The organism is Burkholderia sp. 567 (assembly GCF_040545115.1).
Classification (GTDB): domain Bacteria; phylum Pseudomonadota; class Gammaproteobacteria; order Burkholderiales; family Burkholderiaceae; genus Burkholderia; species Burkholderia ambifaria.
In genome coordinates, this window is sequence record NZ_JBEPLG010000002.1 from 112,290 (window position 1) to 134,847 (window position 22,558).

Sequence of the window (22,558 nt, forward strand, 5' to 3'; positions counted from 1 at the left end):
CCGTTTCCGAACTTGGAGCCGATGGGGCTGCGAACCCCATACGTTGAGAAACTGACGAGTTACCTCATCCGGGTGGCAACGCACTCCCACATAAGGTTGAGCGCGCTCGTCAAGAATTATATTCATTCTCCCAATAGAATCGAATACGATTGCACAATATTCGTAGTTCCACAGAAGCGGTTGATTAATGCGCATGGCGCAATGGCAGGCGCGTGGGTAACCAGCGCGAACCGAATGGTGGGTCGTGACGACCTTTACCTTCTCACGCTATTGCCATGGTCCAGCATATTTTCCCCCTATTGTCAGTTGATCAGTCCGGCACGCCGATGGTGCCCAGACTGTCTTGACGAGGATCGCCAAGGACGTATCCCGGTCTACGAACGCCTCATCTGGTCGATACAGCATGTTCATATATGTCCGCGTCACCATCGTCACTTCGTGGCCCGTTGCCCAAGCTGTGCACGCGAACAGGTGTCGGATTTCACCGCTCGGCAATTAAATGGGTTCTGTTCGGTATGCGGTGCGTGGCTCGGCACCCCGCGCCACGCACCGCCCCAACCACTGGCCAAGGCGATACCAGACTGTCAAATGTGGGTCACGGAAGTCCTTGCTGACCTGCTGCATCATCCATCATCGGCAAAATTTGACACCCATCGTGACCGCGTTGTGGCGGTCATGGACGCGTTGTGCGAACAGATCTTCGGTGGAGATATGGCCGCACTTTGTCGGCATTTGGGGATTCGCCAGTCGGATATATCCGACTGGCGCCACGCGCGCACCTACCCCAGCGCGAAATTCCTTCTCGCGCTCTCGTATTGCTTTCGGATAACTCTGAGAAATCTGTTGGACGGACAATGCCATCTTCGCGTTGATCGTGAAATCCGCCCCCTGCCGCACAAGGCGCCCGCGAAAAGGAACCAGCGACGCACCACGAGGGAATGGGAGAAGATCAGGTTATTGCTCCAACAGATCATCGCCGGCCAATGTCAAGTTCCCAGTCTGGCGTCTGCAGCCACATTATTAGGAGTGCGCCCTCAACAGTTGCGCAACCACTTCCCCAGCGCCTGCAGCGAGGTGTCAAGGATTGCCGAGACAGTTCGCACGACATCCCGAGAAGAAGCCCGTGCAATGCGAGACACGTTGCTATCCACATATATCTCCGCCCAGGTACGCGATATGGTCGATGCCGGACAGCCGCCAACCATTTGCCATCTCCTGGCCCTCGCCAAAGCACGCCGACTCGCAACGGGGTCGAACGAGGACATACGTCGCATCAATCAGATTCGACGCAGTGTTCTACGTGACGACCCGCTGCCATGCCTTGAACCTCGAAAATATCGAAGGAAGCACCATTGAACGCAGAACTGGGAGATATTGATTTACGGACCGGCCTCATCACGGCGACTGGATCAGCGGTGAAGTGCGCCAGCCGACCATGCGACAGGCGAATGTGAGAATGCTCTAAGAACAGAAGCACTCCGCGCGAACAATCTGGGACGGTCAAATTGAAAAGTGTCGCCGAGTCTCCGTGATTGAAGGGGTTTATCGTCCAGATGAACCCCGCTCTTTGAAAATGATGCATCGACAGAAATGTGAAGAACCATGCAACAAGCTCGGATCCACTCTGCAACCAGCGATCGCGCAGAAAGGAATTACTGTGTCGCCGCATGAAAGCATGATCCCGCCGCGCACGCTGTTTCCCAATCTCGAACCGATGGGCCTTCGGACCGCCGATGTCGAGAAATTGACCAGCTATCTGACCCGTTTGGCGGCGCAATCGCACATTACGTTGGGCTCACTGGTCGAGAAATATTTTGAATCCGGTCGAGAACTCAAATATCCACAGATAGGAAGCGGCTATCATCCCGCCAAGCAACGGATTAACGCGCAAGGCGCGACAGCATATGCGTGGGTGATCCGTGCAAACCAGTTGGTCGACCGAGGAGACTTGAGCCTTCTCACGCTACTCCCGTGGTCGAACGCGTTTTCCGAAAGAAGTCAATTGACGAGTGCTGCGCGTCGTTGGTGTCCCCTTTGTCTTGCCCAGGATCATACGGCCGGCACTCCCGTCTACGAGCGCCTGATTTGGTCACTACAGTATGTCGAATTGTGCCCGCGGCACCACTGCTACCTGGAAGACCAATGCCCGACATGTCGTCGCAGATGCATGCCCGAATTCAACCGCCGACAGTTATGTGGCTTTTGCTCGAGTTGCGGCGCGTGGCTCGGTTCCACCACGCCGACATGCCTCCAACCATTTGACGAAGCAGTTCTATCCTATCAGGCGTGGGCAGCAGAATGCTTTGCCGATCTGCTCGCCAATCCCCCACGGTCGACATCGGCGGAACACCGCGAACGGATTGTGCGTGTAATCGATACCTGCACGGAGCGACTCTTTCTGGGAGACCGTACCGCCAGCAGTCAGCACCACGGAGCCCTCCGATCCGATACCACCGAATGGCTTCGTGGCCGGCGTTACCCCAATCCGAGGATGCTGCTCAATATTTCTTACGGCCTGCAGATCAGTTTGCGTGACCTATTTGCCGGCAACATCGCGCGTTGCAGTAACGCGTCTTTGCCTCCGCTTCCGTTCACCACGCCGCCTCCCCCGCGCCTTCCCCCGCCGCCCACGACGGACTGGGCGAAAGTCGAGCACGTCCTCCGGGAGGTCGCTTCTGGCACGCGGCCCTTTACTAGTCTCGCATGTGCCGCCAAATCTTTCGGAATGCGGCCGGCCTTGGTGAGTGCACGCTTTCCATCCCTCTGCACCGAGGTAGGCGACGCCGCTCGAGCTTTGCGCGCGAAAATCGATGACGAACGGCGTCGACAGCGGGACACGCTGCTCGCGGAGTACATTTCCACCAAAACGCGCCAAATGCTCGATGCGGGCGAGTATCCGAGTGTGCGGAAACTGTCCCTCCTCGCGAGGGCGCAAGGGCTCGCCTCCAGCAAAGACGCATATCGCATCCGGGAGATACAACTGGCTGCCCTACAAAGCGCCCCGCGTCCGAATCATCATTTCAAACAAGCGCGTGGATAGGACGTGCGCAAGTCGTCAGACTGGCGTGCTCCGGCCGACGTGGTCGCGGACTCGATAGCCAACACCCCGGCCAGTCAACCTACACAAATAAGTGCCATAACCCTCGCGGGGCACCCGCACCATTAGTGCTTGCGCCAGAACGTGAGCACAGGTGCGCATTGGTCTTGTTACATCTTGCGGCTAAAAAATTCACCATATCGCTTCCAAACGGAAGTTTTATGGTTACCTCCACACCAGGCGCATGCGTGCCGCTTGCGGCCGCCTCATATACTGGTTATATTTACAGTACTGTATTTATGAACAGTGAGGTGCGCGATGGAACATCTGGTCCGTATCGTCAACGACACCGATCGCCAAGTGCTGGCATGGCTGCGTGCGCAGGTCGGCGACGCCCGCGTCGAGCGCGCGGCGCGCCAGCTTGGGGCGACGCGCAAGCCGTTTCCGTCCGCGTTATGCCGATACCTCGGCATGAGCGCGCCGGCCACGCTGCGCCATGCGGAACGGCCGCGTGCCGCGCGCGACTTCTCCGTCGGCGATCGCTACCTGTCGCTGATTCGTCAGCACCTCGCTGCGCATACGGTCGGCCGATGAAATCGCCGAAATCGTATCGTCGGCGCGTGATGGCGCGGCGGCCGGCAGCGATGAGCACGGCGTGCCCGATCGGGCGGCCCGTGCCGCCGTCACGCCAGCCGAGCCCGGTAGCCGGCCTCCCGGCTCGGCCGACAGCCGGCCCGCTTACGCGGCGGCCGCCGCGTCGCGTATCAGCTGGCCGAGCGTTTCGATGGCCGCTTCGTGAGCCGAGTCGAATACCCGCGTGCACCCAAGCCGGATATACGCATCGAAGCGGTCGGAATTCGAGAAGATCGAGCCGGGCGCGATCCTTACTCCCCGTGCCAGCGCCGCATCGAACAATGCTTCGGAACGCACGCCGTCCGGCAACGCGATCCACAGCAGCATGCCGCCCGGCGGCCGGTTCATCCGCGTGCCGGCCGGAAAATGACGTGCGATCGCATCGATCGTCACGTCGCGCTGCACACGAAGCTGTTCGCGAAATCGGCGGAGGTGGCGATCGAACGCGCCCGAGCCGACGAATTCGGCAGCGACGGCCTGCAGCAACGCGGCGTTGTGCCGGCTGTGCGCGAACTTGAGCATCTTCACGCGCGCGTGCCAGCGGCCTGCACTCATCCAGCCGAGCCGCATCCCGGGCGCCAGCACTTTGTTGAACGACGGGCAGTAGATCACCGTGCCGTCGCGGTCCCATGCCTTTACCGGCTTCACCGTGTGCGGCGCTTCGACGAGTTCGCGATACGGCTCGTCCTCGATCACGGCCACGCCGCGACGCGAGCACAGCGCGACCAGTGCGGCCTTGCGCTCGTCGGGCATCACGCTGCCGAGCGGGTTCTGCAGGTTCGGCACGACGACCACGGCCCGAATGTCCGGGTACGCGGTCAGCGCCACGTCGAGCGCTTCGATCGACAGGCCGCTCGTCGGGCTGGCCGGGATCTCGAGCGCACGCAGGCCAAGGCTTTCGAGCAGCTGGATCAAGCCGAAAAAGGCCGGCGATTCGATCGCGATCGTGTCGCCGGGGCGCGCCACCGCGCGCAGCGCGAGATTCATCGCATCGACGCCACCGCTCGTCGACATCACGTCGTCCGGCGACACGGTCACGCCGTACGACAGCGCACGCTTGGCCATCGTCTGGCGGAATTCGGGCGACCCGCCAACTGGCCCCGCGTCGGTCAACAGCGTCGGCTTGCGCCGCAGCAGCCGGATCGCCAGCGCCTGCAGGCGCTCGGCCGGATACAGCGTCGCCAGCGCGGACGCGCCGCCAAGATTCAACGCATCGGGCGTCGCGTTCGCGCGATCGATCACGCGCGACACGCGTTCGTGCAACCCCGCGAATGGCGGCTCGACGCTCAGCGGCGGCCCGTCGCACTCCGGCAGCGTTGCGAGCGCGGCCACCGCGCGCCGCCGCACGAAGTAGCCCGAGCGCGGCCGTGCTTCGCACCAGCCCGTATCCTCGAGCCGCCGGAACGCCTGGATCGCGGTCGACAGGCTCACGCCGTGCTGCGCCATGAATCCGCGCACCGACGGCATCCGGTCGCCGGGCGACAGCGTGCCGGCCGCGATGATGCGGCGGTAATGCTCGGCGAGTCGTTCGTACAGCGGCTCGCCGGCCATCGGCAAAGGTGTGCGGGGCGCGTCGGTGAGGGATGTCATGCGGGTCATCGTGCCCGCGCGCCCTGGCGCACGCCAGATACAGATTCGGGGAAAACCCACCGATACAGCAGGCCAAAATCGCCGCCTGCACCGTAACAGATTCCCGTCCCCTGAATCTGTCCGGCCCGCGCGCGTTTCCCTAACCTGATTGCACGCTGTCGCCCCACCGTCGCAGGGCGGCGCAACCGGGAAAGGGACTCGCCATGCGAACACAAAACATCCGGCTCGACGCCGGGCAAAGCCACTTTGCGTGGTTCGACAAGGGCAGCCAGGTCATCGTGCTCGACGGCGCGCTCGCGGTCACGTTGCGCCACGGCGGGCTCGACTGGCTGCCTGATGCGCCGCACTACGTCCGTCGCGTGCTCGACGAAGGCGAATGCCTGACGATCGAGACCGCCGGTCACGCGACGTTGACTGCCAGCGGTGCCGCGCCGGTCGACGCGACCCTTGCGGAACCCGCGGCCCGGGCCGGGATGTTCGCTGCGTGGCGGGCGTGGTTGCAGCGGGTGGCCTCCTGGCCATTCGGCGAGCGGCATGTGCACGAACAGCGCTGACGCGATGGCTCGCGCTGTCGCTGGTATCGTCATGCAACCACCGTATCGCCTCATCCGGCGCCGAGCGTGATCGCGGCCGGCGCCGTCGCCGCGCCGGACCGATTCAACCGGGCAGAGATCTCCGGCTACCGCACCTTCCGCGCACGTTCGATCCATTCGAACAATGCCATCCCGACCAGCATCGCGACGACGAACGCGATGCCCTTGACCGAGCCCAGACCGATCGACACGAGGGCCGGCCCCGGGCAGAACCCGGCAAGCCCCCAGCCGATGCCGAACACGGCACTCCCGGCGACGAGCCGCACGGTGATCGCCCGCGCGGCCGGCCACTGGATCGGCAGCCCGAGCCACGACCGCGTGCGGCGCTTCGCCCATGCGAAGGCGACCACGGCGACACCGATCGCGCCAACCATCACGAACGCGAGCGACGGATCCCAACGGCCTGCCAGGTCGAGAAAACCGAGCACCTTCCGCGGGTTGGCCATCCCCGACACGATGAGGCCGACGCTGAACAACAGCCCCGCCAGAAACGCGAATCCTGCCTGCATGTCAGCCTCCGAGCACGTGCCGCCGCACGAATACGGTCACGAAGCCTGCGACCATGAACACCGCCGTCGCGACGATCGACCGCGTCGCACCGCGCGACAACCCGCAGACCCCGTGACCGCTCGTGCATCCGCCCGCATAGCGCGTGCCGATCCCGACCATCAGGCCGGCCGCCAGCAACTCGCCCCAGCCTGCATCGACCTGCGGCGTCACGGCGGCACCGGCGATGCGCATCATCAGCGGCGCGGCGATCAGCCCGGCGACGAATGCGGCACGCCAGTCGCGCTCCGCGGCGCCGGCCGTGAACAGGCCGCCGACGATGCCGCTGATTCCGGCGATCCGCCCGTTGAACGCGACGAGCCACGCAGCCGCCAGCCCGATCAGCACGCCGCCGGCAAGCGACAGCCCGGGCGTGAAATGAAGCGCATCAAGCTGCATGGCGCTTCCCTTTCGCGGCCGGGCCGCAGAACTGTTCGTACAACACGCCCATCACCGCGATCGCGGCCGGGCTGTCTAGCGAATAGTGGATGTTCTTGCCTTCGCGGCGCGTGCGGACGAGTGCGTTGTCCCGCAACACGCCGAGCTGCTGCGACAGCGTCGGCTGGCGAATATCCAGCCGCGCCTCGAGATCGCTCACGCAGCGTTCGCCTTGCGACAGCTCGCACAGCAGCAGCAACCGGTCTGGATTGGACAGCACCTTGAGCAGCGCGCACGCCGATTCGGCGGCTGCGCGCATCTGGTCGGGCTCGGGCAGCCCGGCGGAAGGATCGGTGTTCATGGGAGCGGCGGCACATGATTAATGAATCAATATTATATCATCTTATATATTGTTGCTTCGCACCGCCGCCCGGCACTGTCACTCCGAAGCCCCCAACACTGCCCTCCCGTGCCACCGCTACGCCTGCTCGCCGGCAATCGCGTCGGCCGGCACGGCCCGCTCGGCGCCGGCCCGCACCACGCCGAGCGCCAGCACGGCGCCCCCTGCGATCACGCACGGCACCGCGACGCAGGCGAACGCGCTCGGCAGCGGCAACCCCATCGCGAGCATCGCCCCGCCCGCCATCGAGCCGACGACCGATCCGCTGCGGCCGATCCCGTTCGCCCAGCTCACGCCCGTGGTCCGGCATTCGGTCGGATAGAACGCGGCCGACAGCGCGTTCGCCCCGACCTGCGAGCCCGACACGCAGAAGCCAGCCGCGAACACGGCCAGCGCGGCACCCGCAGGCGACGCGGCCAGCACGCCGATCGCCGCGACGAACACCCCCGCCGCCGCATAGCTGCAGGCAAGCACACGGTGTGGATTGAAGCGGTCCATCAGCCAGCCGAGCACGATCGCGCCGAGCGTGCCGCCGACCTGGAACATCGCGGCCACGCGCGCGGCCGTCTGCAGCGTCGCGCCGGTCGTGCGCAACAGCGTCGGCAGCCAGCTCGACAGCAGGTAGATGACGAGCAGGCTCATGAAGAACGTGAGCCACAGGAGCAGCGTGCCGCGCAGCAGGTCCGCGCCGAACAGGCGGCCGAGCGGCGAACCGACCGGCTTGCCGCGCGGCGCGATGAACGACGCGTGCGCGAGATGCGGGTCCGGGGCGATACGCGCGAGCATCGCCGCGATCCGCTCGCGAGCCGCGCCGGTGTTGACGAGGTAACGCACCGATTCCGGCAGCCGCCACGCGAGCACCGGCACAAGCAGCAGCGGCGCGACACCGCCGACAACGAGCACCGCGCGCCAGCCGTCGCGCTCGATCAGCGACGCGGCCGCGAGTCCGCCGAGCGCGGAGCCGATCGTGAAGCCGCAGAACATCGTCGTCACGAGCAGCGAGCGCCGCTGCGCGGGGCAATACTCGGACGTCAGCGTGATCGCGTTCGGCATCGCGCCGCCGAGCCCGAGGCCCGTCACGAACCGCCACGCGATCAGCTCGGTCAGACCGCCCGCGCTCGCCGACGCCGCGCTCGCGATACCGAAGCACGCGACACAGGCGAGCAGCAGGCGCTTGCGGCCGAACCGGTCGCCGAATGGCCCGAACACGAGCGCGCCGGCCATCAGTCCGGCGAGCCCGGCGCCGAATACCGGCGCGAGCTGCGCGGGCGACAGGCCCCATTCCGTGCGAATGACGGGGGCGATGAACCCGATCGAAGCCGTGTCGAAACCGTCGATCGCGACTATCAGGAAGCACAGCACGACGATCGCGGCCTGAAACGGCGTAACGCGATGCCGGTCGATCCATTCGCTGACGTCGATGAACAGCGTGTCGGCCATGATGGTGTCTCCTCCATGAAGGCGGTCGCGCGCGATGTAGTTGGATTGCGCGCCGCCGGATTCGGGCTGAAGCGCGTCAGGCGACGGACTTCAGGCAATCCTGCGCACGCCAGCCGTGCAGCCAATCGAGCGCGTCGTAGAACTGCGCCTGCGTGCGTCCGATCCAGAGCGCATTGCGCACCTGCCGCTCGACGCCCTTCGCGTGATAGATCCGCCCCATCTCGCGCGCCGAATACAGCACGCGCGCGGTGCGCGGAATCCGCACGCGTTCGTACAGCGCGAACGCGGCCTCGAAATCGCCATCGGTCTGCGCGACGGCCGCGCCGAGCGTCACCGCATCCTCGAGCGCCTGGCACGCGCCCTGCGCGATGTATTGCGTCATCGGATGCGCGGCGTCGCCGAGCACCGTCGCGCGGCCCGCGCTCCAACGCTCGACCGGGTCGCGGTCGGCGGTCGCCCAGCGCTTCCACGACGTCGGCCGGTCGAGCATCTGCTTCGGCAGCGGATGGATGTCGTCGAAGTACGACAGCACTTCCTCCTTGCTGCCCTCGCGCACGCCCCAGCTTTCCTGCTCGCGGCTGTGGAACGTGACGACGAGGTTGTATTGCCGTCCGCCGCGCAGCGGGTAGTGGACGAGATGGCAATGCGGGCCGGCCCAGACGACCGGCGCATTGATCTGCAGATCCCTCGGCATGTTGTCGACGTCGACGACCGCGCGGTACACGACGTGCCCCGTCACGCGATGTGCATCGCCGATCAGCGCCTGCCGGATCGCGGACTTCACGCCGTCGCAGCCGATCACCGCATCGGCACGATAACGCTCGCCGTGCTGGTCGGTCACGGTCACGCCGTTGCCATCCTGCTCGAACCCGTACACCTGCGTGCTGGTCCGGAATTCGATCAGCGGATGATCCTTGACCGCTTCGTAGATCGACAGGTGAATGTCCGCGCGATGGATCACCGCATACGGGTTGCCGAAGCGTTCGCGATACGCGGCGCCCGTATCGATGCGCGCGACTTCCCGCGCATCGACCGCATCCATCAATTGCAGCCGGTCGGTGAATACCGCGCGACCGCGCGCGGCCTCGCCGACGCCCAGCGCGTCGAGCGCGTTGAACGCGTTCGCGGCGAGCTGGATGCCGGCGCCGATCTCGCCGATCTGCGCGGCCTGCTCGAGCAGCTTCACGCGAATGCCCTGACGCGCGAGCGCCAGCGCCGTCGCGAGCCCGCCGATACCGCCGCCGATCACGAGTACGCGCCGGCCTGTGTTGTGTGTCTCGCCCATGTTCGTCTCCTGCTTCGTATTACGCGACGTAGTCCGGTTGCCGCTGCGGCTGTGCCGCGTCGAACGCCGGCTCGCGCCGTGCGTGTTCATACACCGCGAGGCTGCGCGGATACGCGTTCAGGTCGCACTCCATCCGCAGCGCGTTCGCGATCTGCGGCACGAGGCACACGTCGGCGAGCGTCGGCGCATCGCCGAAACACCACGGGCCCGTGTCCGCGCGCGCGAGCAAGCGCTCGACGCCGGCCATCCCTTCCGCGACCCAGTGCCGGTACCACGCCCGCTTCTGCTGCGGCGTGACCTGCAGTTCACGGTCGAGGTAGTGCAGCACGCGCAGGTTGTTGACCGGATGGATGTCGCACGCGATCAGCGTCGCGAGTTCCAGCACGCGCGCGCGCGGCCGCGGTTCCTGCGGAATGAGCCGCGGCGCCGGATGAATCTGGTCGAGGTAGTCGATGATCGCGAGCGACTGGCCGAGACGGAAATCCCCGTCGACCAGCGCCGGCACCGATGCCGACGGATTGACCTGCGCGACGTAGCCGGGCTCGTGGTGCGCGCCCGTGCGGATGTTCACGGGCAGCGTGTCGTACGGCAGCCCTTTCAGCGCGAGCGCGATGCGCACCCGATAGGATGTCGAACTATTGAAAAAGCTATGCAGTTGCACGATGTGACCTTTCGAGGAAAACGCGTCAGACCACGCGCACGGCGAGTTCGCCGAGACGCTCGACGCCGACCTTCATCACGTCGCCCTTGACCACCGCGCCGACGCCTTCCGGCGTGCCGCTGAAGATCACGTCGCCCGGTTCGAGGCGGAAGAACTTCGACAGATCGGCGACCGTTTCGGCGACCGACCAGATCAGGTGCGACACGTCACTTTTCTGCTTCGTCGCGCCGTTGACGGTCAGCCACAGCCCGGCCTGCTCGAAATGACCGACTTCGCTCGCCGGATGCACGGGGCCGACCGGCGCGGAATGGTCGAACGCCTTGCCGATTTCCCACGGCCGACCCATCTCGCGCATCTTCATCTGCAGGTCGCGGCGCGTCATGTCGAGGCCGACTGCATAGCCCCACACGTGCTCGAGCGCGTGCTCGAGCGGAATGTCCGCCCCGCCCTTGCCGATCACCGCGACAAGCTCGGCTTCGTAGTGATAGTTCTGCGTCTGCGACGGATACGCAAGATCGAGCGTTTCGCCGTAGGCGACCGGCACGATCGAATCGGCCGGCTTGCAGAAGAAGAACGGCGGTTCGCGATCGGGATCGAAGCCCATTTCGCGTGCATGGGCCGCGTAGTTGCGGCCGACGCAGTACACGCGACGTACCGCGAAGCGGGCGTCGCGACCGGCGACGGGAAGCGCCACCGGCGCTTCAGGCGGAAAAACGTAAGTCATGAACGGCTCCAGCGTAGGCATCAAGGAAGGAACACGCGCCGCGGCGACGGCGCATCGGACGAATCGGGAAGATCGGGAAAACCAGCGGCGTCAGTCGCGCGCTTCGCGCAGCAGGTTCAGCGCGGACAGCACGGGCCGGTCGGAATAGCTGAACAGCACGCAATCGGACGACGCCGACAGCCGCACCGGAACCCACGACGGCGCGACGAAGATGTCGTGCGGCTCGAACGCGAACGCGTCGTCGCCGATGTGTGCGGTTCCGCTGCCTTCGACGACGCAATAGATCGTCGCGTCGGTGCTGCGATACGTGCGGCCGTCGAAGCCGGCGGGCAGGAACTGCATGAAGGTCGCAATCGTCGGCATCGGCCAGCCGCCCGTCGCCGGGTTCACGTAGCGCAGCTTCACGCCGTCCCACGCATCGAGCTCGCCGTTGCGGTACAGCGCGTCGAGCGCCTCGCGGGTGCGTGCATACGGATAGCTGAACACCGGCGACGTCGGATCGCTCACGCGATGCCGCACCGGCGCCATGTTGTGACCGAAGCGCGCGAAGCTGTCGCCTTCCGCGCGGCGGACGGGCTGCTCGGCTTGCGGATAGCTCTCCGCGAAGCCCGCATCGAGGCTCGCGACGAGCGGAATGTCGAGCCCGTCGAGCCACACGACCGGCTCGCCGCCGTCCGCCGCCGACGGATTGCCGTGGTCGTGCCACGCCCACGACGGCGTGATGATGAAGTCGCCCGGATGCATCGTCGTGCGTTCGCCGTTCACCGCGGTCCATGCGCCCTTGCCTTCGACGATGAAGCGCAGCGCCGACTGCGTATGCCGGTGGCTCGGGGCGATCTCGCCCGGCAGGATCAACTGCAGGCCCGCGTACAGGGTCGGCGTCATGCTCGACTTACCGGGCATCCCCGGGTTCTCCAGCACCAGCACGCGGCGCACGGCTTCTTCCGCGCTGATCACGCTGCCGGCCTGCATCACCAGATCGCGCACCTGCGCGTACTTCCAGATCGCGGCCTGTGCGGCCGGCTGCGGGGTTTTCGGCACGAGGTTGTGCAACGATTCCCACAACGGCGCGAGGCGCTGTTCGGCGATCCGTGCGTAGTAGTCGGCGCGCGACGTATCGGAGTGTCGGCTGGTCATGATGTCTCCATGGGACGGCCGATCTCGGTCGGCGCTGTGTCGGGTCGGGGACCGCATGCCGCAGTCCGTTAGCGAATTTATATTCGACGCAGACATACCCGGTAAAATGGTGAAATCATCTAATCCATATGGTTTCGGATATACCTTCCGATACGGAGTGCGCGATGGACTGGACCTACCGGCTGCGATTGCGGCACCTGCAAGTGCTGTTGAGCCTGGCCAGCACGGGCAACCTGAGCCAATCGGCGGCGGCGCTGGCGACCACCCAGCCCGCGCTGTCGAAATGGCTGAAGGAACTTGAGGAGGATGTCGGGCTGCCACTGTTCGAGCGGCACGCGCGCGGCTTGCGGCCGACGCCCTACGGCGACGCGCTGATCGAGCACGCACGCCGCGTGGAGGCCCAGCTCGACGTCGCGCGCGACGACATGGCCGCGTTGCGCGAAGGCGGCAGCGGCCTCGTCACGATCGGCACATCGGGGGTCGCGGCCGCCGATACGGTGCCGCTCGCGGTGTCGCAACTGCTGAAGCGGATGCCGCGTGCGCAGGTGCGGCTTGCGGAGAGCACGATGAACCAGCTGATGCCGCAGCTCGCGCGCGGCGAGCTGGACATCGTCGTCGGCCGCTCCGGGTCCGCGTCCGTCGATCCGCACCTGCACGCCGAAGCGTTGTACGTCGATCCGGTGGTGTTCGCCGCGCGGCCCGATCATCCGCTCGTCGGCGCGGCATCCGTCGGCTGGGACGAGGTGCTGACCTACTCGTGGATCGTCTGGCCGTCCGGCACGCCGGTGCACAATGCGCTACAAGTCGCGCTGACGGCCGCCGGCCGCGTGCAGCCGCCGCACTGTGTCGAATCGAACTCGTCGATCCTGAACCTTACGCTGCTGAACAACACCGACCTGCTCGGCGTCGCGTCGCATCGTGCCGCGCGACGCTTCGAGCAATTGAACGCGATCCGCATCCTGCCGATGCAGCTCGAGGGCCAGGGCGCGGTGTCGATCTACTGGCATCCGGACAGCGCGAGTCGCGCGGCCGTGGCCACCACGATCGAATGCCTGCGCGCCTGTACGGCGCCGCAGGTCGGCGGATGGGAGAAAGTGACGGTGGAATGAGCGGCGAGGCAGCCCGGCTCGAACCAGGTCACCTCCCCAACGCGCGTCAGGCCCCGTCGCAGGACGCCGTGTCGTCCAGCATCAGCGTACCGACCCGCGCGGGCACGAGCGGTGTGCGCGGCACCGGCGGCGTCCAGCCGAACAGCGCCTGCGCAGCGGCGCCGCACACGCGGCCCTGGCAAGCGCCCATCCCGCAGCGCGTCTGCAGCTTCGCGGCCGTCCAGCCCGGCGCCGGCGCGACCGCGTCGAAGCGCACGTCCTCGCAACGGCACAGCAGCGTATCGGGCCGCGCGAGCCGGCGGATCGGCTCGCGGATCGCGAAGCGCTCGCGCACCGCGTCCGCGAACGCCTGCCAGTGCGCGCGTCGCGCCACCAGCGCGGCCAGCGGCGCTACCTGCCCGGTGGCCGCATAGCCGGCGATCTCGCCTTCGACCATCGCCAGTTCGCTGCCACCGACACCCGTGCACTCGCCCGCGGCGAAATACCCGTCGCGGCTCGTGCGCTGGTGCGCGTCGACCACGACCGCGCCGTTCTCGATCCGGCAACCGAGATGGCTCGGCAGCACGGTGTTCGGCACGAGGCCGAAGCCGCACGCGAGCCGGTCGCAATCGACGTCGAACTCGCGCTCGCCCTGCCGGATCCGCACACGCTCCAGCCGCTTGTCGCCGAATGCTTCGACGACGTAGGCATTGGGCCGGTACGCGGCCGTGACGAGCTTCGCGGCCTGCGCGAGTTTGGACGGCCAGCGCCACAGCCCTGCGCCGAAACCGGCCACGTCGCCCCATGCCGCGTGTTCGAGCACGTGCGACACCTGTGCGCCTGCCTGTCGGGCCGTCGCCGCGCTCGCGAGCAGCAGCGGGCCGCTGCCGGCGATCACCGTACGCTGCCCGCGCACGTCGAGGCCGTACTTGATCAGCGCCTGCAGGCCGCCCGCGCCGGTGACACCCGGCAGCGTCCAGCCCGGGAACGGCAGCAGCAACTCACGCGCGCCGCAGCACAGGATCAGCGTGCGGAATTCGAGCAGAAAGCCGCGCTCGTCGTCCTCGAGCAGCAGCGTGCCCGGCTGCGTTTCGGCGACGATGCGCGTGGCCGCGAGATGCGTGACGTTCGGCTGCCGCAGCACGGCGAGGCGTTCCGCCGCGGCCGCCACCGGCGTCGCGGCGGCGGCCTGGCGCCAGATCTGTCCGCCCGCGCGCGGGTTGTCGTCGACGATCGCGATCGTTGCGCCGCTTCGTGCGGCGGCCCGCGCGGCCGACAACCCGGCCGGGCCCGCGCCGACGATCGCGACGTCGACGCTCAGTCGTTCCTGTTTCATCGCGTGCGCTCCACCCGCATTCCGTCGCGGCACAGCGTCTGGCAGGCCAGACGACGGCGGCCGTCGATCGTCATCCTGCACTCCTGGCAGATGCCCATACCGCAAAACGGCGCGCGCGCCGCACCCGTGCACGACACGCGCGTCGTGTCATCGCCGCTGGCCGCGACGGCGGCCGCGACGGTCGCACCGTCGGCCACCGTCAGCGCGCGGCCGTCCAGATGAATGATCATGTCAGCCTCCGCCGGGCCGCCCCAAGGGGGCTGACAGCCCCCGCGGGGGGCAGCGAACAAAGTGAGCGTGGGGGTCGTTTCATGTCAGCCTCCGCCGGGCCGCCCTGCACGTACGGGAATCGGCCTTCGAGGGATGGGGGGACTGCGTCCCCCCAAGCGAACGAAGTGAGCGTGGGGGTCGTTTCATGTCAGCGCTCCGGCTACGGGGGACGTCGTCAGGAAACGTCCCGGCAAATACGGTTCGATATCGATCGGCGGCTGCTCGCCGGTCATCAACGCGGCGACGATTCGCGCGCTGCCCGGCGCGGTCGTCACGCCGAGCCCTTCGTGCCCGACCGCGAGCCACACGCCCGGCCGCGCCGGATGTTCGCCGAGCAGCGGCAAGCCGTCGGGGCTCGCGGAACGAAAGCCCGTCCATGCGCGAATTCCGTTTAGGTCGGCCAGATCCGGCAGGTAGCCGGCCGCACGGCGCAGCATGCGCGCGAGCACCGGCGGCTCGATGCGCGCGTCTTCCGTGTCGAACTGGCGCGACGAGCCGATCAGCAGCTGGCCGGTCGGCCGCGGTTGCACGTTGAACGCGACGGACGTGCCGTCGCTCGCGTGCGCGCTCGCCGCATAGCCGAGCTCGACGAGCTGGTGCGACACCTGGCCCGGGTAGCGATCGGTGATCAGCAGATGGCCCTTCTTCGGGCGCAGCGGCAATTCAGGCAACAACGTCCGTGCGGCGACGCCGTTCGCGACGACGACGCGTTCCGCGCGCAGCGTGTCGCCGCTCGCGAGCGTGACGCTCGGGCCGTCGACCGCCACCGCGCGGTCGCGCCGCAACGTGATGCCCGGCGCGCGCTGCAACAGCCAGCTCGCGGCAACCGGCGCATAGAGAATCGCATCACCCGGGATCTTCAGCGCGCCGCCGAGCCCCGCGCGCAGCATCGGCTCCAGCCGCGCGAGCGTCGCCGCGTCGATCAGCTCGCCCGCGACGCCATGCGCGGCGAGCGTCGCCTGCTTGGTGCGCGCGAGGTCCATCTCGTTGGAATCGGCCGCAAGCCACAGCGTGCCGCAGTTGCGGTACGCGCAGCCTTCCGGCATGTCGCCGCTCAGCGCGCGCCACAGCTCGATCGAGTAATGGCTCAGCGCGAGCTCGGCCGCGTTGTCGTCCATCGCGACGAGGTGTCCCATGCCGGCGCCGGTCGCGCCGCCGCGGGCGTCGTCGACGACGAGCACGCGCAGCCCGCGCTGCGCGAGTTCATGCGCACATGCGGCACCGACGATGCCGGCGCCGATCACGACGACGTCGGTCCTTGCCTCGCTCACGACACGATGCCCCAGCCGAACGGATCGTCTTCCTCGATCAGCAACGTCGCTTCCGCGCTGAGATGCGCACTGCCGCGGATCGTCGGCACGATGCCGCCGTCGGCCTGCGCATAGCTCGCGTGGAACACGCTGCCGATCACGCTCGCCTGCCGCCACACGACGCCCGGTTCGAGCTTGCCGTCGGCCGCGAGGCAGGCGAGCTTCGCGCTCGTGCCGGTGCCGCACGGCGAACGGTCGTACGCATGGCCCGGGCACAGCACGAAGCTGCGGCTGTCGTGCTCGGCATCGTCGGCGAACAGTTCGATATGGTCGATCTCGCCGCCGTTCGCGCCGGTGATGCCCGCGCGCTCGAGCCCTTCGCGCACGGCGGACGAATAGGCGGTCAGCGCCGCGACGTTGTCGCCGGCCACGCGCTGGCCGTGATCGCTGATCAGGAAGAACCAGTTGCCCCCCCACGCGATGTCGCCCTTCACGGGGCCGTAGCCCGGCACGTCGACGGCGACGGCCTTCGCATGGCGATACGCGAGCACGTTGCGCACGCTGACCGACAGGTCGTCGTGCAGCGTCGCCTCGACGGTGCCGACCGGCGTTTCGATCCGGTGCACGCCCGGCTCGATGCGGCCCATGTGATGCAGCGTGCGCACGACGCCGATCGTGCCGTGCCCGCACATCCCGAGGTAGCCGCTGTTGTTGAAGAAGATCACGCCGGCCGCCGCCTCCGGCGACACGGGTTCGCACAGCAGCGCGCCGACCATCACATCGCTGCCGCGCGGCTCGAGAATGCACGCGGTGCGATAGCGATCGTGCTCGCGCGCGAGCACGTCGCGGCGCTCGGCCATCGTGCCGTTGCCGAGCGAGGGAAAGCCGGACACGACGAGCCGCGTGGGTTCGCCGCCCGTGTGCGAATCGATGATCTGAATGCGCTTCATCATGAGCCGTCCGAAGTGGGGAAAGGAGCATAGCTTCCTCCGTCGCGCGTCCGTCCGCTTGTGGCTTTTCGATGAGGACGGCGACGAAATCGGCACAGTGCGGAACGCCTTTCGCAGCCCTTGCGGCCACTGTGCCGATTTCGTCATTCTGCTCCGCGATACGACTCAAGCGTGATGGGTGTTTGCACGGCGATACTGGTTGCACGTCGACGCGCCTGTCGCCGGCCGAGATGAAGCGATACGTAGCAACAGGAAGCAACAGGAAGCAATACGAAGCAGGAGATTGCAGTGAGCCGAAACGCCATCCAGCGGACCGAAGTTTCCCCCGCCCTCAGCAACCGGTTCGCACCGGCCGCTTCCATCGCATTCGACGCCGCGCACCGCGCCGAACAGAACCGGGCGAACCGCTGAGCGACTTCCCCCCGGCGATGCAACGGCTTCCCACCGTCGCATCGCCACTTCCGGTCCGGCATGGCCCGCACGGGTCCGTTCGCCGCGGCGCCAAGGAGCGTCGCGCATAACGGCCGTCGGCCCGCCCGGTCGTTCGAACCGGTCGCATGCCGGCCGGCAGGTGTGCGCCGCTGCTCCGTCGGAGCGCGGCGCAAGCCCACCTGCCCCGATATTTCCCAGGAGACAAACCCATGCCAGGCCAAGGCAACACGCACCCTTCCGTCCCGCTTTCCCGTTCCGTGCCCGCCGACGGCGGTCACGGCAAGTTCAAGAAACAGCTGTCGCTGACCGACCTGACGTTCATCGGTCTCGGTGCGATCTTCGGTTCGGGGTGGCTGTTCGCCGCGAGTCACGTGTCGACGATCGCCGGCCCGGCCGGCATCTTCTCGTGGCTGCTCGGCGGCTTCTCGGTGCTGCTGCTGGGCATCGTCTACTGCGAGCTCGGCGCCGCGCTGCCGCGCGCGGGCGGCGTCGTCCGCTACCCGGTGTTCTCGCACGGCCCGCTGCTCGGCTACCTGATGGGCTTCATCACGCTGATCGCGTTCTCGAGCCTGATCGCGATCGAAGTGGTCGCCGCGCGCCAGTACGCGGCCGCGTGGTTCCCCGGCCTCACCAAGGCCGGATCGAGCGACCCGACGACGATCGGCTGGCTCGTGCAGGCCGGGCTGCTGTGCTTCTTCTTTTACCTGAACTATTCGAGTGTGAAGACGTTCGCGAAGGCGAACAACGTCATCAGCATCTTCAAGTTCATCGTGCCGCTGTCGGTGATCGCGGTGCTGTTCACGTTCTTCAAGCCCGCCAATCTGACGATCCACGGCTTCGCGCCGTTCGGCATGCCGGGCATCGAGATGGCCGTGTCGGCGGGCGGGATCATTTTCGCGTACCTCGGCCTCACGCCGATCGTGTCGGTCGCGAGCGAAGTGCGCAATCCACAGCGCACGATTCCGATCGCGCTGATCCTGTCGATCCTGCTGTCGACGCTGATCTACGTGCTGCTGCAGCTCGCGTTCATCGGCAGTATCCCGACCGACATGCTCGCCGCCGGCTGGCACGACGTGAGCAAGGCGTTCTCGCTGCCGTACCGCGACATCGCGCTCGCGCTGGGCGTGGGCTGGCTCGCGGTGATGGTGGTCGCCGACGCGATGATCTCGCCGAGCGGCTGCGGCAACATCTACATGAACGCGACGCCGCGCGTCGTCTACGGCTGGGCGAAGACGGGCACGTTCTTCAAGGTGTTCACGCGCGTCGACGAAGCGTCGGGCATCCCGCGCGCGGGCCTGTGGCTCACGTTCGGCCTCTCGATCTTCTGGACGATGCCGTTCCCGTCGTGGGAAGCGCTGATCAACATCGTGTCGGCCGCGCTCGTGCTGAGCTATGCGGTCGCGCCCGTGTCGGTCGCCGCGCTGCGCCGCACCGCGCCCGACTTGCCGCGGCCGTTCCGCGCGGTGGCGTTCGGCATCACCGGCCCCGCGTCGTTCGTGATCGCCGCGCTGATCGTCTACTGGTCGGGCTGGGGCACGGTGTCCTGGCTGCTCGGCCTGCAGATCGCGATGTTCGTGATCTATCTCGCCTGCCGCCGCTGGGTGCCGACCGCGCACCTGAGCATCGCCGAGCAGGTGCGTTCGTCCGCGTGGCTGATCGCGTTCTACGCGGCCATGATCGTGCTGTCGTACTTCGGCGGCTTCGGCGGCACGGGCCAGCTCGCGCATCCGTACGACACGGTCGTCGTCGCGGCCGTCGCGCTCGTCATCTACTACTGGGGCGCCAACACCGGCATCCGTTCCGACAAGCTGCAGCTCGAAGACGACGAAGACTGACGCCCCCGCTTTCCCCTTTCCACTCCGGCCGGGCGCATCACGCCCGGCCCCGCATTTTCCGAGGAAACACCATGCAACTCACAGGTCAGCTCCTGATCGGCCAGTCGGCCATCGCCGGACAAAACGGCACCCTCCACGCGATCGCCGCCGCCACCGGCGAACCGCTCGACCCCGCGTTCGGCGGCGCGAGCCTGCACGACCTGGAGACGGCCTGCGCGCTCGCGGACGACGCGTTCGACACATACCGCGAAACGCCTCCCGAGCAACGCGCCGCGTTTCTCGACGCGATCGGCCGCAACATCATGGCGCTCGGCGACGACCTGATCGAGCGCTGCGTCACCGAAACGGGACTGCCGCGCGCACGCATCGAAGGCGAACGCGGCCGCACGGTCGGCCAGCTCGCGCTGTTCGCGTCGCTCGTGCGCGACGGCGGTTACGTCGACGCGCGCATCGACCCGGCCCGGCCGGACCGCAAGCCGCTGCCGCGGGTCGACCTGCGCCTGCGCAACGTCGCGATTGGGCCGGTCGCCGTGTTCGGCGCGTCGAACTTCCCGCTCGCGTTCTCGGTCGCCGGCGGCGATACCGCGTCCGCACTCGCGGCCGGCTGCCCGGTGATCGTCAAGGCGCACTCCGCGCATCCGGGCACGTCCGAGCTCGTCGGCCGCGCGATCCAGCAAGCCGTGCGCGAATGCGGGCTGCCGGCCGGCGTGTTCTCGCTGCTGTTCGACGCGTCGCGCGAAATCGGCCAGGCGCTCGTCGCCGATCCGCGCATCAAGGCCGTCGGTTTCACCGGCTCGCGCCGCGGCGGCGTCGCGCTGATGAACATCGCGGCCGCGCGCCACGAGCCGATTCCGGTCTATGCGGAAATGAGCTCGATCAATCCGGTGCTGCTATTCCCGGCCGCGCTCGACGCGCGCCACGACACGATCGCGCCGCAGTTCGCCGCGTCGCTCGCGCTCGGCGCCGGCCAGTTCTGCACGAACCCGGGCCTCGTGCTCGCGGTCGACGGCCCCGCGCTGCGCGCGTTCGAAGCCGCGGCGGCCTCCGCCGTGCAAGCGAGCGCCGCGCAGACGATGCTCACGCCGCACATCCACGCGAGCTACGCGCAAGGCGTGGCCGCGCTGCGCGCGCACGACGCGGTCGAGCTGCTGGCGGAAGGTGCGGAAGGCGGCCGCTACCAGGCACGCGCGGCGCTGTTCGCGACGTCGGCGGACGCGTTCATCGCGCATCCCGAACTGCGTGACGAGGTGTTCGGCCCCGCGTCGCTGATCGTGCGCTGCCCGGATGCCGACACGCTGCATCGCGTGCTGAAGTCGCTCGAAGGCCAACTGACGATCGCCGCGCATCTCGCCGACGGCGACGCCGCGCTGTTTGCCGCGCTACGCCCGACGTTGGAGCGCAAGGCCGGCCGCATTCTCGTCAACGGCTTCGGCACGGGTGTCGAGGTCGGTCACGCGATGGTGCACGGCGGCCCGTTCCCGGCCACGTCCGACACGCGCACCACGTCGGTCGGCGCACGCGCGATCGAGCGTTTCCTGCGCCCCGTGTCGTACCAGGACGTGCCGGACGCGCTGCTGCCCGACGCCATCCGCAACGGCAACCCGCTGAACGTGCCGCAACGCATCGACGGCGTGCCCGCGCCGCGGGAAGCGCGCGATGTCTGAGCCGCTCGCCGAAGTCGTCCTGTCGCTCGATGAGGTCCACGCACTCGCGCTGCGGGTGCTGACGCACAACGGGATGTCCGCCGCGCACGCGCAGGCGATCGCGAACGTGATCACGCAGGGCCAGCGCGACGAGTGCCACTCGCACGGCGTGTACCGGCTGCTCGTCTGCGTGCGCTCGCTGAAGAAGGGCAAGGTCGATCCGCAGGCCGTGCCGACGCTGCGCCGGCTGTCGTCGTCGATCGTCGCGGTCGACGCGCATCGCGGCTTCTCGCTGCTGAGCTTCGAAACCGGCCTGCCGGTGCTCGTCGAGATGGCGAAGCAGCACGGGATCGCGGCGATGGCGATCAACAACTGCTACCACTTCTCGGCGCTGTGGCCCGAGGTCGAGGCGATCGCCGCCGAGGGGCTGGTCGGCATCGCGATGAACCCGAGCCACAGCTGGGTCGCGCCGGAGGGCGGCCGCGAACCGGTGTTCGGCACGAACCCGATCGCGTTCGCGTGGCCGCGCCCGGACGGCGTGCCGTTCGTGTTCGACTTCGCGACCAGCGCGATCGCGCGCGGCGACATCGAGCTGCACGCGAAACAGGGCAAGGCGATCCCGCCGCACTGGGCGATCGATGCCGACGGCCGGCCGACCACCGATCCGAAGGCCGCGCTGCAGGGCGCGATGCGCAACTTCGGCGGCCACAAGGGCTCGGCGCTGGCGGCCATGGTCGAGCTGCTCGGCGGCGCGCTGATCGGCGACATGACGAGCCGGGAGTCGATGGACTTCGACGAAGGCGTCGGCGCGACGCCGTGCCATGGAGAGCTCGTGATCGCGTTCGACCCGAAGGTGTTCCTCGGCGACGAACTCGACGCGGGCCTCGCGCGCGGCGAGCGGATGTTCGCGTCGATCACCGGGCAAGGTGCGCGGCTGCCGTCGCAGCGGCGCTTCGATGCCCGCGCGCGCAGCATCGCGCACGGCGTGCGGATTCCGAAGGCGCTGTACGACGAAATCCTGACGCTGCTCGACTGACGCGATCGCGTTGCGTGGCGGCGGCGGCTCGCGGCGCGGCTTCATCGCCGGTAGAAGGCGATGAAGCCGCCGCCTGTTCCGCCACCCGGTTCGCCGCCTGATTCTGCCGCCGGGTTCTGCCACCCGATTCGTCGCCCGATTTGCGCCTGGTTCCGCCACCCCATTCGTCGGTCGATTCGCCGCCCGGTTCCGCCGACGGTTGCACCGGCAAGGCCCCGCGCCGCTGGTGCGCGCCCTGCCCGGCTCCACGCCCGCGCCCTTCGCCCACTCCCGCCCGCGCCGCCCGCCCGGCGG

At 67.6% G+C, this 22,558-nt stretch carries 21 protein-coding genes; 8 read left to right on the plus strand and 13 right to left on the minus strand.

From position 1 onward, the window contains the following. The first annotated feature begins 21 nt into the window (after positions 1 to 21). The 3 genes from ABIC50_RS05960 (at position 22) to ABIC50_RS05970 (ending at position 3,631) form a co-directional block, all read left to right on the plus strand. Positions 22 to 1,356, plus strand: coding sequence for a TniQ family protein (locus ABIC50_RS05960; protein WP_354163635.1), 1,335 nt, complete (start codon positions 22 to 24; stop codon positions 1,354 to 1,356). A gap of 172 nt (positions 1,357 to 1,528) precedes the next feature. Continuing rightward, positions 1,529 to 3,040 (plus strand): TniQ family protein, encoded by a 1,512-nt coding sequence (locus ABIC50_RS05965; protein WP_175759998.1) that lies wholly within the window; start codon positions 1,529 to 1,531, stop codon positions 3,038 to 3,040. Between the two features lie 315 nt (positions 3,041 to 3,355). Continuing rightward, positions 3,356 to 3,631 carry a CppA family protein gene (locus ABIC50_RS05970; RefSeq protein WP_354162273.1) on the plus strand — a complete coding sequence of 92 codons (276 nt, stop codon included), beginning with the start codon at positions 3,356 to 3,358 and terminating at the stop codon, positions 3,629 to 3,631. 144 nt (positions 3,632 to 3,775) lie between these two features. Here the strand turns inward: ABIC50_RS05970 and ABIC50_RS05975 are convergent, their stop codons facing one another. Beyond that, a complete protein-coding gene (locus tag ABIC50_RS05975) occupies positions 3,776 to 5,269 on the minus strand; it encodes an aminotransferase-like domain-containing protein (RefSeq protein ID WP_471685752.1) in 1,494 nt (497 codons plus the stop codon). Positions 5,270 to 5,463: 194 nt separating this feature from the next. On the opposite strand from ABIC50_RS05975, the gene ABIC50_RS05980 reads away from it, so the two are divergent. After that, positions 5,464 to 5,814, plus strand: a complete 351-nt coding sequence (locus tag ABIC50_RS05980) for a hypothetical protein (protein WP_354162278.1) — start codon at positions 5,464 to 5,466, stop codon at positions 5,812 to 5,814. 125 nt (positions 5,815 to 5,939) lie between these two features. Here ABIC50_RS05980 and ABIC50_RS05985 read toward each other — a convergent pair whose 3' ends face one another. The 8 genes from ABIC50_RS05985 to gtdA form a co-directional block, all read right to left on the minus strand. Then, complete coding sequence (locus tag ABIC50_RS05985) at positions 5,940 to 6,362, minus strand: DUF6691 family protein (RefSeq protein WP_165752926.1); 423 nt, start codon at positions 6,360 to 6,362, stop codon at positions 5,940 to 5,942. A gap of 1 nt (position 6,363) precedes the next feature. Continuing rightward, positions 6,364 to 6,798, minus strand: coding sequence for a YeeE/YedE family protein (locus ABIC50_RS05990; protein WP_354162280.1), 435 nt, complete (start codon positions 6,796 to 6,798; stop codon positions 6,364 to 6,366). Further along, positions 6,788 to 7,138 (minus strand): ArsR/SmtB family transcription factor, encoded by a 351-nt coding sequence (locus ABIC50_RS05995; protein WP_006751221.1) that lies wholly within the window; start codon positions 7,136 to 7,138, stop codon positions 6,788 to 6,790. Before ABIC50_RS05995 ends, ABIC50_RS05990 begins: the two co-directional genes overlap by 11 nt. 117 nt (positions 7,139 to 7,255) lie before the next feature. Further along, the gene (locus ABIC50_RS06000) at positions 7,256 to 8,617 is read right to left on the minus strand and encodes an MFS transporter (RefSeq protein WP_354162283.1); all 1,362 of its coding nucleotides are present in this window, start codon (positions 8,615 to 8,617) and stop codon (positions 7,256 to 7,258) included. A 76-nt stretch (positions 8,618 to 8,693) separates the two neighbouring features. Next, positions 8,694 to 9,902: a 3-hydroxybenzoate 6-monooxygenase gene (locus ABIC50_RS06005; RefSeq protein ID WP_354162286.1), complete on the minus strand. Its 1,209-nt coding sequence runs from the start codon at positions 9,900 to 9,902 to the stop codon at positions 8,694 to 8,696. A gap of 19 nt (positions 9,903 to 9,921) precedes the next feature. Next, positions 9,922 to 10,563, minus strand: a complete 642-nt coding sequence (gene maiA, locus ABIC50_RS06010) for a maleylacetoacetate isomerase (RefSeq protein WP_354162288.1) — start codon at positions 10,561 to 10,563, stop codon at positions 9,922 to 9,924. Positions 10,564 to 10,588: 25 nt separating this feature from the next. Continuing rightward, complete coding sequence (locus tag ABIC50_RS06015; protein WP_354162291.1) at positions 10,589 to 11,287, minus strand: fumarylacetoacetate hydrolase family protein; 699 nt, start codon at positions 11,285 to 11,287, stop codon at positions 10,589 to 10,591. 90 nt (positions 11,288 to 11,377) lie between these two features. Further along, on the minus strand, positions 11,378 to 12,424 hold the full coding sequence (gene gtdA, locus ABIC50_RS06020; RefSeq protein WP_354162293.1) for a gentisate 1,2-dioxygenase: 1,047 nt from the start codon (positions 12,422 to 12,424) through the stop codon (positions 11,378 to 11,380). Positions 12,425 to 12,588: 164 nt separating this feature from the next. Between gtdA and ABIC50_RS06025 the strand changes: the two genes are divergently transcribed. Beyond that, positions 12,589 to 13,533 (plus strand): LysR family transcriptional regulator, encoded by a 945-nt coding sequence (locus ABIC50_RS06025; RefSeq protein WP_354162300.1) that lies wholly within the window; start codon positions 12,589 to 12,591, stop codon positions 13,531 to 13,533. Between the two features lie 46 nt (positions 13,534 to 13,579). Here the strand turns inward: ABIC50_RS06025 and ABIC50_RS06030 are convergent, their stop codons facing one another. The 4 genes from ABIC50_RS06030 to ABIC50_RS06045 all read right to left on the minus strand — a co-directional run bounded on the left by ABIC50_RS06030 (position 13,580) and on the right by ABIC50_RS06045 (position 17,318). After that, complete coding sequence (locus tag ABIC50_RS06030) at positions 13,580 to 14,848, minus strand: FAD-dependent oxidoreductase (protein WP_354162303.1); 1,269 nt, start codon at positions 14,846 to 14,848, stop codon at positions 13,580 to 13,582. Then, complete coding sequence (locus tag ABIC50_RS06035) at positions 14,845 to 15,078, minus strand: 2Fe-2S iron-sulfur cluster-binding protein (protein WP_011658575.1); 234 nt, start codon at positions 15,076 to 15,078, stop codon at positions 14,845 to 14,847. Before ABIC50_RS06035 ends, ABIC50_RS06030 begins: the two co-directional genes overlap by 4 nt. A 183-nt stretch (positions 15,079 to 15,261) precedes the next feature. After that, positions 15,262 to 16,389, minus strand: a complete 1,128-nt coding sequence (locus ABIC50_RS06040; protein WP_354162304.1) for an NAD(P)/FAD-dependent oxidoreductase — start codon at positions 16,387 to 16,389, stop codon at positions 15,262 to 15,264. Beyond that, complete coding sequence (locus ABIC50_RS06045; RefSeq protein WP_354163637.1) at positions 16,386 to 17,318, minus strand: 4-hydroxyproline epimerase; 933 nt, start codon at positions 17,316 to 17,318, stop codon at positions 16,386 to 16,388. The genes ABIC50_RS06040 and ABIC50_RS06045 overlap by 4 nt, the downstream gene beginning before the upstream one ends. A gap of 641 nt (positions 17,319 to 17,959) precedes the next feature. Between ABIC50_RS06045 and ABIC50_RS06050 the strand changes: the two genes are divergently transcribed. The 3 genes from ABIC50_RS06050 (at position 17,960) to ABIC50_RS06060 (ending at position 22,264) form a co-directional block, all read left to right on the plus strand. After that, on the plus strand, positions 17,960 to 19,585 hold the full coding sequence (locus tag ABIC50_RS06050) for an APC family permease (RefSeq protein WP_354162307.1): 1,626 nt from the start codon (positions 17,960 to 17,962) through the stop codon (positions 19,583 to 19,585). A 71-nt stretch (positions 19,586 to 19,656) separates the two neighbouring features. Beyond that, positions 19,657 to 21,249: an aldehyde dehydrogenase (NADP(+)) gene (locus ABIC50_RS06055; RefSeq protein ID WP_354162310.1), complete on the plus strand. Its 1,593-nt coding sequence runs from the start codon at positions 19,657 to 19,659 to the stop codon at positions 21,247 to 21,249. Beyond that, complete coding sequence (locus ABIC50_RS06060; RefSeq protein ID WP_354162313.1) at positions 21,242 to 22,264, plus strand: Ldh family oxidoreductase; 1,023 nt, start codon at positions 21,242 to 21,244, stop codon at positions 22,262 to 22,264. Before ABIC50_RS06055 ends, ABIC50_RS06060 begins: the two co-directional genes overlap by 8 nt. Positions 22,265 to 22,558 lie beyond the last annotated feature (294 nt).

What these genes read in the sequence shown, in the direction of transcription:
- ABIC50_RS05975 (WP_471685752.1), bottom strand. Translation starts at nt 5,269, where the DNA reads ATGACCCGCATGACATCCCTCACCGACGCGCCCCGCACACCTTTGCCG.
- gtdA (WP_354162293.1), bottom strand. Translation starts at nt 12,424, where the DNA reads ATGACCAGCCGACACTCCGATACGTCGCGCGCCGACTACTACGCACGG.
- ABIC50_RS06055 (WP_354162310.1), top strand. Translation starts at nt 19,657, where the DNA reads ATGCAACTCACAGGTCAGCTCCTGATCGGCCAGTCGGCCATCGCCGGA.
- ABIC50_RS05970 (WP_354162273.1), top strand. Translation starts at nt 3,356, where the DNA reads ATGGAACATCTGGTCCGTATCGTCAACGACACCGATCGCCAAGTGCTG.
- ABIC50_RS05990 (WP_354162280.1), bottom strand. Translation starts at nt 6,798, where the DNA reads ATGCAGCTTGATGCGCTTCATTTCACGCCCGGGCTGTCGCTTGCCGGC.
- ABIC50_RS06000 (WP_354162283.1), bottom strand. Translation starts at nt 8,617, where the DNA reads ATGGCCGACACGCTGTTCATCGACGTCAGCGAATGGATCGACCGGCAT.
- ABIC50_RS06015 (WP_354162291.1), bottom strand. Translation starts at nt 11,287, where the DNA reads ATGACTTACGTTTTTCCGCCTGAAGCGCCGGTGGCGCTTCCCGTCGCC.
- ABIC50_RS06045 (WP_354163637.1), bottom strand. Translation starts at nt 17,318, where the DNA reads ATGAAGCGCATTCAGATCATCGATTCGCACACGGGCGGCGAACCCACG.
- ABIC50_RS05960 (WP_354163635.1), top strand. Translation starts at nt 22, where the DNA reads ATGGGGCTGCGAACCCCATACGTTGAGAAACTGACGAGTTACCTCATC.
- ABIC50_RS05980 (WP_354162278.1), top strand. Translation starts at nt 5,464, where the DNA reads ATGCGAACACAAAACATCCGGCTCGACGCCGGGCAAAGCCACTTTGCG.
- ABIC50_RS06030 (WP_354162303.1), bottom strand. Translation starts at nt 14,848, where the DNA reads ATGAAACAGGAACGACTGAGCGTCGACGTCGCGATCGTCGGCGCGGGC.
- ABIC50_RS05995 (WP_006751221.1), bottom strand. Translation starts at nt 7,138, where the DNA reads ATGAACACCGATCCTTCCGCCGGGCTGCCCGAGCCCGACCAGATGCGC.
- ABIC50_RS06025 (WP_354162300.1), top strand. Translation starts at nt 12,589, where the DNA reads ATGGACTGGACCTACCGGCTGCGATTGCGGCACCTGCAAGTGCTGTTG.
- ABIC50_RS06035 (WP_011658575.1), bottom strand. Translation starts at nt 15,078, where the DNA reads ATGATCATTCATCTGGACGGCCGCGCGCTGACGGTGGCCGACGGTGCG.
- ABIC50_RS05985 (WP_165752926.1), bottom strand. Translation starts at nt 6,362, where the DNA reads ATGCAGGCAGGATTCGCGTTTCTGGCGGGGCTGTTGTTCAGCGTCGGC.
- ABIC50_RS06060 (WP_354162313.1), top strand. Translation starts at nt 21,242, where the DNA reads ATGTCTGAGCCGCTCGCCGAAGTCGTCCTGTCGCTCGATGAGGTCCAC.
- ABIC50_RS06005 (WP_354162286.1), bottom strand. Translation starts at nt 9,902, where the DNA reads ATGGGCGAGACACACAACACAGGCCGGCGCGTACTCGTGATCGGCGGC.
- ABIC50_RS06050 (WP_354162307.1), top strand. Translation starts at nt 17,960, where the DNA reads ATGCCAGGCCAAGGCAACACGCACCCTTCCGTCCCGCTTTCCCGTTCC.